The 10,309-nt window shown below is 69.7% G+C and carries 9 protein-coding genes; 4 read left to right on the top strand and 5 right to left on the bottom strand.

The annotated features are described in order from the left end of the window. The 5 genes from BP68_RS13910 to BP68_RS13890 all read right to left on the bottom strand — a co-directional run. The coding region (locus tag BP68_RS13910) for an electron transfer flavoprotein subunit alpha/FixB family protein (protein ID WP_496372740.1) at nucleotides 1-920 on the bottom strand (920 nt) is incomplete at its 3' end. 25 nt (nucleotides 921-945) lie between these two features. Beyond that, nucleotides 946-1,695 (bottom strand): electron transfer flavoprotein subunit beta/FixA family protein, encoded by a 750-nt coding sequence (locus BP68_RS13905; RefSeq protein WP_496372738.1) that lies wholly within the window; start codon nucleotides 1,693-1,695, stop codon nucleotides 946-948. Between the two features lie 189 nt (nucleotides 1,696-1,884). Beyond that, nucleotides 1,885-3,186: a mechanosensitive ion channel family protein gene (locus BP68_RS13900; RefSeq protein WP_496372736.1), complete on the bottom strand. Its 1,302-nt coding sequence runs from the start codon at nucleotides 3,184-3,186 to the stop codon at nucleotides 1,885-1,887. 23 nt (nucleotides 3,187-3,209) lie between these two features. Next, entirely contained in the window at nucleotides 3,210-4,013 is an 804-nt protein-coding gene (locus tag BP68_RS13895; protein WP_496372734.1) for an enoyl-CoA hydratase, read from the bottom strand. 64 nt (nucleotides 4,014-4,077) lie between these two features. Next, entirely contained in the window at nucleotides 4,078-5,037 is a 960-nt protein-coding gene (locus BP68_RS13890; RefSeq protein ID WP_496372732.1) for a histone deacetylase family protein, read from the bottom strand. A 38-nt stretch (nucleotides 5,038-5,075) separates the two neighbouring features. Between BP68_RS13890 and BP68_RS13885 the strand changes: the two genes are divergently transcribed. The 4 genes from BP68_RS13885 (at nucleotide 5,076) to mltB (ending at nucleotide 10,269) form a co-directional block, all read left to right on the top strand. Continuing rightward, on the top strand, nucleotides 5,076-5,996 hold the full coding sequence (locus BP68_RS13885) for an AAA family ATPase (RefSeq protein ID WP_496372730.1): 921 nt from the start codon (nucleotides 5,076-5,078) through the stop codon (nucleotides 5,994-5,996). Between the two features lie 3 nt (nucleotides 5,997-5,999). Continuing rightward, on the top strand, nucleotides 6,000-7,025 hold the full coding sequence (locus BP68_RS13880) for a DUF58 domain-containing protein (RefSeq protein ID WP_496372728.1): 1,026 nt from the start codon (nucleotides 6,000-6,002) through the stop codon (nucleotides 7,023-7,025). 107 nt (nucleotides 7,026-7,132) lie between these two features. Beyond that, entirely contained in the window at nucleotides 7,133-9,199 is a 2,067-nt protein-coding gene (locus BP68_RS13875) for a transglutaminase TgpA family protein (RefSeq protein WP_496372726.1), read from the top strand. Next, nucleotides 9,196-10,269: a lytic murein transglycosylase B gene (gene mltB, locus BP68_RS13870; RefSeq protein WP_496372724.1), complete on the top strand. Its 1,074-nt coding sequence runs from the start codon at nucleotides 9,196-9,198 to the stop codon at nucleotides 10,267-10,269. Before BP68_RS13875 ends, mltB begins: the two co-directional genes overlap by 4 nt. The last annotated feature ends 40 nt before the right edge of the window (nucleotides 10,270-10,309 follow it).

The following is a 10,309-nucleotide window of genomic DNA, read 5'->3' as shown; positions in this document are numbered from 1 at the left end:
ACCAGTTCCGGCACGGCCGCGAACAGGTCTGCCTCCAGCCCGTAGTCCGCCACCGAGAAGATCGGCGCCTCCGGGTCCTTGTTGATCGCCACGATCACCTTGCTGTCCTTCATCCCCGCCAGGTGCTGGATCGCCCCCGAGATGCCGCACGCGATGTACAGCTGCGGCGCCACGATCTTGCCCGTCTGCCCCACCTGCAGGTCGTTCGGCGCGTAGCCCGCGTCCACCGCCGCCCGGCTCGCGCCAATGGCCGCGCCCAGCTTGTCGGCCAGCGGCGTGATCACTTCCTGGAACTTCTCCGCACTGCCCAGCGCACGCCCGCCCGAGACGATGATCTTGGCCGCCGTGAGTTCGGGGCGGTCGCTCTTGGTCACTTCGCGGCCCACGAAGCTGCTCTTGCCGCTGTCGGCCGCCGCAGCCACGGTCTCCACCGCGGCGCTGCCGCCCATGGCGGGCGCGGCGTCAAAGCCGGTGCCGCGCACGGTGATGACCTTGACGGTATCTGCGCTTTGCACGGTGGCGATGGCGTTGCCGGCGTAGATGGGGCGCTCGAAGGTGTCGGGGCTCACCACCTTGGTGATGTCGCTGATCTGCGCCACGTCCAGTTTGGCCGCCACGCGCGGCGCGACGTTCTTGCCGCTGGCGGTGGCCGGGAACAGGATGTGGCTGTAGTTGCCGGCGATGGCCAGCACCTGGGCGGCGAGGTTTTCCGCCAGGCCGTCCTTCAGGGCGGCGCCGTCGGCGTGGATGACTTTGGCGACGCCGGCGATCTGCGCGGCGGCCTGGGCGGCGGCGCCGGCGCCTTCGCCGGCCACCAGCACGTGCACGTCTGCGCCGCATGCGGCGGCCGCGGTGACGGTGTTGAGGGTGGCGGCCTTGAGGCTGGCGTTGTCGTGTTCTGCAATGACGAGTGCGGTCATGTTCTGTTCTCCTTCGTGCCGTGCCTTAGATGACCTTGGCTTCGTTCTTGAGCTTGTCCACCAGGGTGGCCACGTCGGGCACCTTCACGCCGGCGCCGCGCTTGGCCGGCTCAACCACGCTCAGCGTCTTCAGCCGCGGGGCCACGTCAACGCCCAGCTCTTCGGGCTTGACGGTGTCCAGCTGCTTTTTCTTGGCCTTCATGATGTTGGGCAGCGTGACGTAGCGCGGCTCGTTCAGGCGCAGGTCGGTCGTCACCACGGCCGGCAGGGCGAGCTGCACGGTTTCCAGGCCGCCGTCGACTTCGCGGGTGACGCTGGCCTTGCCGTCCGCCACTTCGACCTTGGAGGCGAAGGTGGCCTGGGGCAGGTCTGCCAGCGCGGCCAGCATCTGGCCGGTCTGGTTGGCGTCGTCGTCGATGGCTTGCTTGCCCAGGATGATGAGGCTGGGCTGTTCCTTGTCCACCAGCGCCTTGAGCAGCTTGGCCACGGCCAGGGGCTGCAGTTCGGCATCGGTCTCCACCAGGATGCCGCGGTCCGCGCCAATGGCCATCGCCGTGCGCAGCGTCTCCTGGCACTGCGCCACGCCGCAGCTGACGGCGATGACTTCGGTGGCAATGCCCTTTTCCTTCAGGCGTACGGCCTCTTCGACGGCAATCTCGTCAAAGGGGTTCATGCTCATCTTCACGTTCGCGATGTCTACGCCCGTGTTGTCCGATTTCACTCGGACCTTCACGTTGTAGTCCACCACGCGTTTGACGGGGACCAAGACCTTCATTGCTGCGGCTCCTTCAATTGTTGATTTGCTTGACGTGTACGTAAACCAGGTCATTCTATTCCGCACCGCAGCATGCGTCGCATTGGGCAGGTCGGTAATGCGGAGAATTCAAAAAAGAACGATCGTGCTTTTCTCGAATTATAGGCCAGGCCCGCGCTCGCACGCACCCGACCTGTCACCTTTGCGCAATCACGCCCGACGAGGCGGAGGCACCTGCGCACCCGGCGTTTCGGGCGCCTGGGGCCAGTGCAGCACGCGCTGCGGATAGGGAATGTCGATGCCATGCGCACGCAGCGAGCGCAGGATGGTCAGGTTGATCTGCGAGCGCAGGCCCAGCAGGCCGTTTTCGGGGTCGTTGATCCAGAAGCCCACGGTGAACTCCAGCCCGTCGGCGCCGAAGGCCGACAGCGCCACGCTGGGCGCGGGATCGCGCAGCACGCGCGGGCTCACCAGCGCGGCCTCGGCCAGCAGGCGCATGACCAGATCCACATCGCTGTCGTAGCCCACGCTGACCACGGTGGAATGCCAGACGCGCGGATCGGCCAGCGAGAGGTTCTCGACCCGGCTCGTGATGAGCATCTCGTTGGGCACGATGGACTCGCGCCCCACGCCCGAGCGGATCACGGTGTAGCGCCCCGTGATGTCGGTGATGCGCCCCTCGAAGTTGTCCACGCGCACGTTGTCGCCAATGCGCACGCTGCGCTCGGCCAGGATCACGAAGCCGCTCACATAGTTGGCGGCCAGCTTCTGCAGGCCGAAGCCAATGCCCACGCCCACGGCACCGCCCAGCACCGACAGCGCCGTGAGGTCGATGCCCACGGCCGACAGCGCGAAGATCAACCCCAGGAACAGCAGCAGCGCGCGCGTGGCGTTGGACAGCGCCTTGCGCACCGACAGACTGCTGCCCGTGGCCGAGCGCAGCAGCCGCGACTCGATGGCCGAGGAGATCCACAGCGCCACGATGAGCACCGCGGCCGCGGTCACGAAGCCCTCGATCACGGTCCGCACCGACAGCGTGGAGCCGCCCACCTTCCAGGTGATGTCCTCCAGGTCCTTCAGCAGCAGGGGCAGCAGCCCCGTCACCCACAGCACCATGGCGGCCCAGCCCACCCAGGAGATCGTGCGTTCCAGTGGCCGCACCCAGGCCGATTGCGGAAAGGCCGCCTGCAGCACCTTGGCGCCGATGCGTATCACCACCAGGGCGATCAGCGCGGGAATGGCCACCTTGAACACGACCACCGGCAGAAAGTTCACCAGCACGGCGCGGGCTACGTAGCCCAGGCCAAGCAGGGTGAGCGGAAATAGCACCCCGTCGATCACCTTGCGCCCGAACAGGATGGAGCGCCGCTCGCCCTCGTGCAGGCGCAGGCCGCGCCGCAGGCCAAACACCATGAGCCAGGCCAGCGCAGCACAGGCGGCAAGCGCGCCCAGTTCTATGAGCACGGAGATCTGCGAGAAAGCCTCGAGCCAGTGGCCGACGTCATCGAACATCGGCTTTTCCGAACCGTTTGCCATCACGCCTTCCAGGACGGTTGGCGCTTCTCCGCGAAGGCGCGGGCGCCCTCTTGCGCAGCCGCGTCCATCATGTTGGTGGCCATGGTCTGACCAGCGAGCTGGTAGGCGGCATCCATGCCCAGCTCACGCTGCTGGTACACCAGCGCCTTGCCCATGGCCACGGCCACGCGGGGCTTTTGCAGGATGGACTGCACGAGCGACTCCACCTCGGCGTCCAGCGCCTCCGGGGCCACGACGCGGTTGACCAAGCCCTGCGCCAGCGCGGTATGCGCGTCGATGAAGTCCCCCGTGAGCAGCATCTCCATCGCCCGCTTGGCCGGCACGTTGCGCACCAGGGGCACGCTGGGCGTGGCGCAGAACAGGCCGTAGTGGATGCCGCTGGTGGCAAAGCTCGCGGCATCGCTGGCCACGGCCAGGTCGCACTGGGCCACCAGCTGGCAGCCCGCCGCCGTGGCCATGCCGTGCACGCGCGCGATCACCGGCACCGGCAGCTTGTGGATGCTGAGCATCACGCGGCTGCACTGGGCGAACAGGCGCTGGTACCAGGCCAGTTCGGGGTTGGCCGCCATGTCCTTGAGGTTGTGGCCCGCGCAAAAGGCCTTGCCCGCTCCGGCCAGCACCACCACGCGCACGCTCTCGTCGCGGGCCAGCGCGTCCAGCGTCTGCTGCAGGGCGGACAGCATCTCGTGGCCCAGCGCGTTGAAGCGCGGCGCATCGTCCAGCGTGAGCGTGACCACGCCGCGGCCGTCGCGCTCCATGCGCAGCGGCCCGCCGCCCTGGTCCTGGGAAGTGGTGGAAGTCATTGGTGTGTATCTCCTGTCGGGTTCGGTGTGCCGCGCTGCGGGGCGGCACGGAAGGCGCAGCGGATCACAGGTCGGCCAGCACGCGCACATGGGCTTCCACGCTGCGCGCCAGCGGGCTCATCATGTAGCCGCCCTCCAGGCACGAGACGATGCGCTTGTTGGAAAAGCGGCGCGCCACGTCCTTGATGCGCATGGTGATCCAGGCATAGTCCTGCTCGTTCAGGCCCAGCTGGCCCATGTCGTCCTCGCGGTGCGCGTCGAAGCCCGCGCTCACGAAGATCATCTCGGGCTTGAAGGCCTCCAGCCGGGGCATCCAGACCATCTCGACGATCTCGCGCACGTCCATGCCCTTGGTGTAGGCGGGCACCGGCACATTGAGCATGTTGGGCGCGGGCTCCTGGTCGCCGCTGAAGGGGTAGAACGGGTGCTGGAAGATGCTCACCATGAGCGCGCGCGGGTCGCCGGCCAGGATGTCCTCCGTACCGTTTCCATGATGGACATCAAAGTCCACCACCGCCACGCGCTTGAGGTTGTAGCGCTGCAGCGCGTACTTGGCGGCGATGGCCACGTTGTTGAAGAAGCAAAAGCCCATGGCCTTGGTGCGCGTGGCATGGTGGCCCGGCGGGCGCACGCTGCAAAAGGCGTTCTCGATCTCGCCGGCCATCACCGCATCGGTGGCCGCCAGGGCGGCGCCCGCGGCGCGCAGCGCGGCGGTCCAGGTGTGGCGGTTCATGGAGGTGTCCGTGTCCACCTGCACGTAGGCCGGTCCGCCCGCCGCCTCTTCCTCGATGAGCCGGTCCGACAGGCCGCGCAGCGCCGCCACATGCATGCGATCGTGGGCCAGCTCGATGTCGGCCAGCGAGGCCAGCGGCACCTCGCGGTGATCCAGTGCATCGGCCACGCCGGTCACCAGCAGACGGTCCTCGATGGCGTCCAGCCGCGCCGGACATTCGGGGTGCCCCGGTCCCATCTCATGCTTCCAGCAGTCGCGATGGGTGAAATAGCCCGTCTTGCTCACAGTCATTCCCCGTGTCTCAATTGTTTTTCGGATAACGTCGTGTCATGCACTCACAGCACAAGATCAAATCGCTTTTGGATCAGCTTAACACGGTGATCGTGGGCAAAAACGCGCGTGTACAGGACTGCGTGGCGTGCCTGCTGGCGGGCGGGCACCTGCTGATCGAGGACGTGCCGGGCGTGGGCAAGACCACGCTGGCCCATGCGCTCGCGCGCACCTTCGGCCTGCAGTTCGCGCGCGTGCAGTTCACCGCCGACCTGATGCCCAGCGATCTCACGGGCGTGTCGGTATACGAGCGCGGCAAGGAGTCCTTCGTGTTCCACCCGGGCCCCGTCTTCACTCAGGTGCTGCTGGCCGACGAGATCAACCGCGCCAGCCCCAAGACGCAGAGCGCGCTGCTCGAAGCCATGGAGGAAAAGCAGGTGTCGGTGGAGGGCGAGACCCGCTCCCTGCCCCACCCGTTCTTCGTGATCGCCACGCAGAACCCGCACGACCAGTTGGGCACCTTCGCGCTGCCCGAGAGCCAGCTCGACCGCTTCCTCATGCGCATCTCGCTGGGCTATCCCGACCGCGGCTCCGAGCGCCTGCTGCTGGCCGGCAGCGACCGCCGCGACATGCTCGACGGCCTGCTGCCCTTGCTGTCGCAGGACGAGCTGGCCGCGCTGCAGCAGCAGGTGCTGGCCGTGCACACGGCGGAGCCGCTGCTCAACTATGTGCAGGACCTGATCGCCGCCACGCGCTCGGGCCGCTGGTTCCTGCAGGGGCTGTCGCCGCGCGCCGGCATCGCCCTCATGCGCGCGGCCAAGGCCCAGGCACTGATCGAGGGGCGCGACTACGTGGCGCCGGACGACGTGCAGGCCATCCTGCCGCAGACCATTGCCCACCGCCTGGTGCCCGTGGGCGACGCGGGCCGGGGCAGCGTGGAGCAGGTGCGCGCCATGGTCGAGTCCGTTCCCCTGCCCTGACCCATGCCCCCTGCACTTGAACAGGCCGCGCCGCCTGCGGCCGCTGCCCTGCGGCGCACGCCCTGGGCCGCGCTGGCCGGGCGCTGGCACCGCTGGTGGACGGCGCGCCTGCCGCGCACCGACACGCTGGCGCTGACCCAGCGCAACGTCTACATCCTGCCCACGGGCGCGGGCTGGATGCTGGCGCTCACGCTGCTGGTGCTGCTGGTGGCGTCGATCAACTTCCAGCTCAACCTGGGCTATCTGCTCACCTTCCTGCTGGCCGGCAGCGTGACGGCGGGCGTGTACCTGTGCCATGCCACGCTGCGCGGGCTCACGCTGCACCTGGCCCCGCCCGAGCCGCAGTTCCTCGGCTCCGGCACGCTGCTGCAGGTGCAGCTGCACAACGCGCGGCGCACCACGCGCTACGGCATTGCCGTGGCCGCGCGCAGCGGCGGCCCCGCCGATTGGGCCTGGACCGATGTGCCCGCCGAGGGCAGCGCAACCGTGCAGGTGGCCTTCCAGCCCACGCGGCGCGGCCTGCAGGGCGTGCCCACGCTCACGGTGGAAACGCGCTACCCGCTGGGCACCTTCCGCGTCTGGGCGCTGTGGCGGCCCGCTGCGCAGGTGCTGGTCTATCCCCGACCCGAGATGCCCGCGCCCCCCCTGCCGCCCGGCGAACCGCGCGCGGGCGGCGGCGGCCATGCACCCGCGCGCGGCATGGGCGAGTTCGACGGCGTGCGCGCCTACCGGCGCGGCGATCCGCTCAAGCTCGTGGTGTGGAAGAAGGCCGCCAAGTCGCTGGCCACCGGCACCGACGGCCTGGTGAGCCGCGACACCCAGCAGGCCCAGCACCACGAGCTGTGGCTGGATGCCGCCGCCACCGGACTGCAGGACCCGGAGGCGCGCCTGTCGCGCCTGACCGCCTGGGTGCTGCAGGCCGACCGCCTGGGCGTGGACTACGGCCTGCGCCTGCCCGGCCGGCAGATCGCGCCGGACAGCGGCGCCGCCCACCGCCGGCGCTGCCTGGAAGCCCTGGCGCTCGGCTGAACACCAAATTTTTTAACAAAATCGGCCTGTAGACCAATGGCATCAAGCGCAAATAGCTATTTATTTAATAGCAAAACCCAACCCTGCGCGCCCTGCGCAGCCACGCCATGAACCTGGCCAGCCGGCTCACCCACCTGCCGCGCGAGGCGCGCGACACGCTGTTCCTGCTGGCCGTCGTGGCCTGCTGCATCGGGCCGCTGGTGGCGCATATCCCGCTGTGGACCGGCGCCATGGCCGGCCTGCTGCTGGCCTGGCGCGGCTGGCTGGCCTTCGGCGGGCGGGCGCTACCGGGGCGCTGGGCCACGGGCGCGCTGCTGGCGCTGGTGGTGGTGCTCACGCTGCTGACCCACCGCACCATCGTCGGGCGGGACGCGGGCGTCACCCTCATCGTGATGCTGCTGGCGCTCAAGACGCTGGAGCTGCGCGCGCGGCGCGACGCCATGGTGATCTTCTTCCTCGGCTTCTTCACGCTGCTGGCTAACTTCTTCTTCTCGCAGTCCCTGCCCACGGCGGCGGCCATGCTGCTGGCGCTGCTGGGCCTGCTCACGGCCCTGGTCAACGCCCACATGCCCGTGGGCCGGCCGCCGCTGGGCGTGGCCATGCGCACGGCCGCCCGCATGGCGCTGCTGGGCACGCCCATCATGGTGCTGCTCTTCGTGCTGTTTCCGCGCATGGCGCCGCTGTGGGGCATGCCCAACGACACGCAGACGGGGCGCAGCGGCCTGTCGGGGCAGATGAGCATCGGCAGCATGGCCTCGCTGGTGCTCGACGACAGCGTGGCCATGCGCGTGCGCTTCGACACACCGGGCGGCCAGCCGCCGCCGCAAAGCAGCCTGTACTTTCGCGGGCCCGTGCTCACGGCCTTCAACGGGCGCGACTGGTTCGCGCTGTCGCAGCCCGAGGCGCGGGACATCACCTGGGCCACGCCCACGCCGGCCAACCTGCGGGTCGAGGGCGAGCCCCTGCGCTACGAGGTCACGCTGGAGCCCAGCCGCCGCCCCTGGCTGCTCACGCTCGACGCCGCCAAGGAACGCCCGCAGCTGCCGCAGGGCACCTGGGCCCTGATGTCGTCCGAGCTGCAATGGGCCGCCAGCCGCCCCGTCAGCGGCGTGCTGCGCTATAGCGCCGAGAGCCACCTGCAGTTCACCCACGGCCCGCGCCGCCGAAGCCCGGAGATGCAGGCCTACGTGGAGCTGCCCGAGGGCCTGAACCCGCGCACGCTGGCCCTGGCGCAACAGATGCGGGCCGACCCGCAGCTCTCCGCCCAGGTGGCCGCCAGCGGCGGCCAGGCCTTCATCAACGCGGCCCTGCTGCGTCTGGCGCGGGGCGGCTACACCTACACGCTGGAGCCCGGCCTGTACGGCGAGCACACGGCCGACGATTTCTGGTTCGACCGCAAGGAAGGTTTTTGCGAGCACATCGCCTCGGCCTTCGTGGTGCTGATGCGCGCGGCGGACATGCCCGCGCGCATCGTCACCGGCTACCAGGGCGGGCAGATGAACACCATCGACGGCTACTGGACCGTGCGCCAGAGCGACGCCCACGCCTGGGCCGAGGTCTGGCTGGAGGGCCGCGGCTGGGTGCGCGTGGACCCCACGGGCGCCGTGGCGCCCAGCCGGGTGGGCATGTTCCAGCGCCTGCAGGCGCCGCGCGGCGCGTTCGGCGCGGCCATGGACGCGGTCGTCAGCCCCACGCTGGTGCAGAACCTGCGCGCCGTCTGGGAGGCCGTGAACAACGGCTGGAACCAGTGGGTGCTGAACTACACGCAGGGGCGCCAGCTCGACCTGCTCAGGTCGCTGGGCATGGAATCGCCCAGCTGGCAGGACCTGGTGCGCCTGATGGGCCTGCTGGCCGCCGCCGCGGCGCTGGCCGGCGCAGGCTGGACGCTGTGGGAACGCAGCCGCCACGACCCCTGGCAGCGCCTGCTGCAGCAGGCCCGCGAGCGCCTGGCGCGCGCCGGCCTGGCCCTGCCGCCGCACCTGCCGCCGCGCGCCATGGCCGCCCAGGCGCGCTCACGCCTGGGCGCGCCCGCCGAGGCCGCCGCACAGTGGCTGCTGCGCGTGGAGCAGGCCCGCTACGCCCCGCACCCCGCCATCGCCCTGGCCGAGCTGCAGCGCGAACTGCGCCGCCTGCCCTGGCCCGCGGCGCAGCCCCCTTCCGCACGCACACCATGACAGTACGCACCGCAAAAGCTATATTTTTAATAGCTGCCAGCGCTTTATCCATAAGCGCTACAGCCCAAAACAATCACAAGAAAGCCGTCAGCAAGCCGGCGCCCGCCTACCACTACGCCCAGCGCGACCAGGCCATGCAGTTCGCCGACGACCTGGCCGAGCGCCGCGGCCTGGACCGCGAATGGGTGCGCCAGGCCATCGGCCAGGCGCGTCTGCTGCCCCAGGTGCCGCGCCTGGTGCTGCCGCCGCCCCAGGGCACGGCCAAGAACTGGGCCGCCTACCGCGCGCGCTTCGTGGAGCCCGTGCGCATCCGCGCGGGCGTGCGCTTCTGGCAGGACAACGCCGAGGCCCTGGCCCGCGCCGAATCGCAGTACGGCGTGCCGGCCGAAATCATCGTCGGCATCATCGGCGTGGAGACCATCTACGGCCGGCACATGGGCGGCTTTCCCGTGATCGACGCGCTGGCCACGCTGGCCTTCGACTTCCCCGACGCCCACCCGCGCGCACCCGAGCGGCGCGCCTTCTTCCAGCGCGAGCTGGAGCAGTTCCTGACCCTGATGGACCGCACGGGCATCGACCCCCACACCCCGCGCGGCAGCTACGCCGGCGCCATGGGGCTGGGCCAGTTCATGCCGTCGAGCTGGATGCGCTACGCCGTGGACTTCGACGGCGATGGCCGCATCGACCTGTGGCGCAGCCCGCAGGACGCGATCGGCTCGGTAGCCAACTATTTCGTGGGCCACGGCTGGCACACCGGCATGCCCACGCATTACGAGGTGGCGTTCGACGCGGCCACGCTGCAGCTCGACACCCTGCTGGCCCCCGACATCCTGCCCACCTTCAGCCCCGCCAGCATGGCCGACAAGGGCGCGCAGGTGCTGGACGGCGGCGCGCAGCACGCCGGCCCGCTGGCCCTGGTGGAACTGCAAAACGGCGCGGCCGCGCCGAGCTACGTGGCGGGCACCGAGAACTTCTACGCCATCACGCGCTACAACTGGTCCAGCTACTACGCCATGGCGGTGATCGAGCTGGGGCGCGCAGTGGCACAGGCCCGGGCCGCGCAACCGTAGCGGCCTTCAGCCTTCAGCCTTCAGCGAACCCTCAGAATGG

The sequence above is a fragment of the Diaphorobacter oryzae DSM 22780 genome (genome assembly GCF_059568935.1).
Note: the sequence above shows the minus strand (reverse complement) of the source record. Positions and strands in the feature narration are given on the sequence as shown.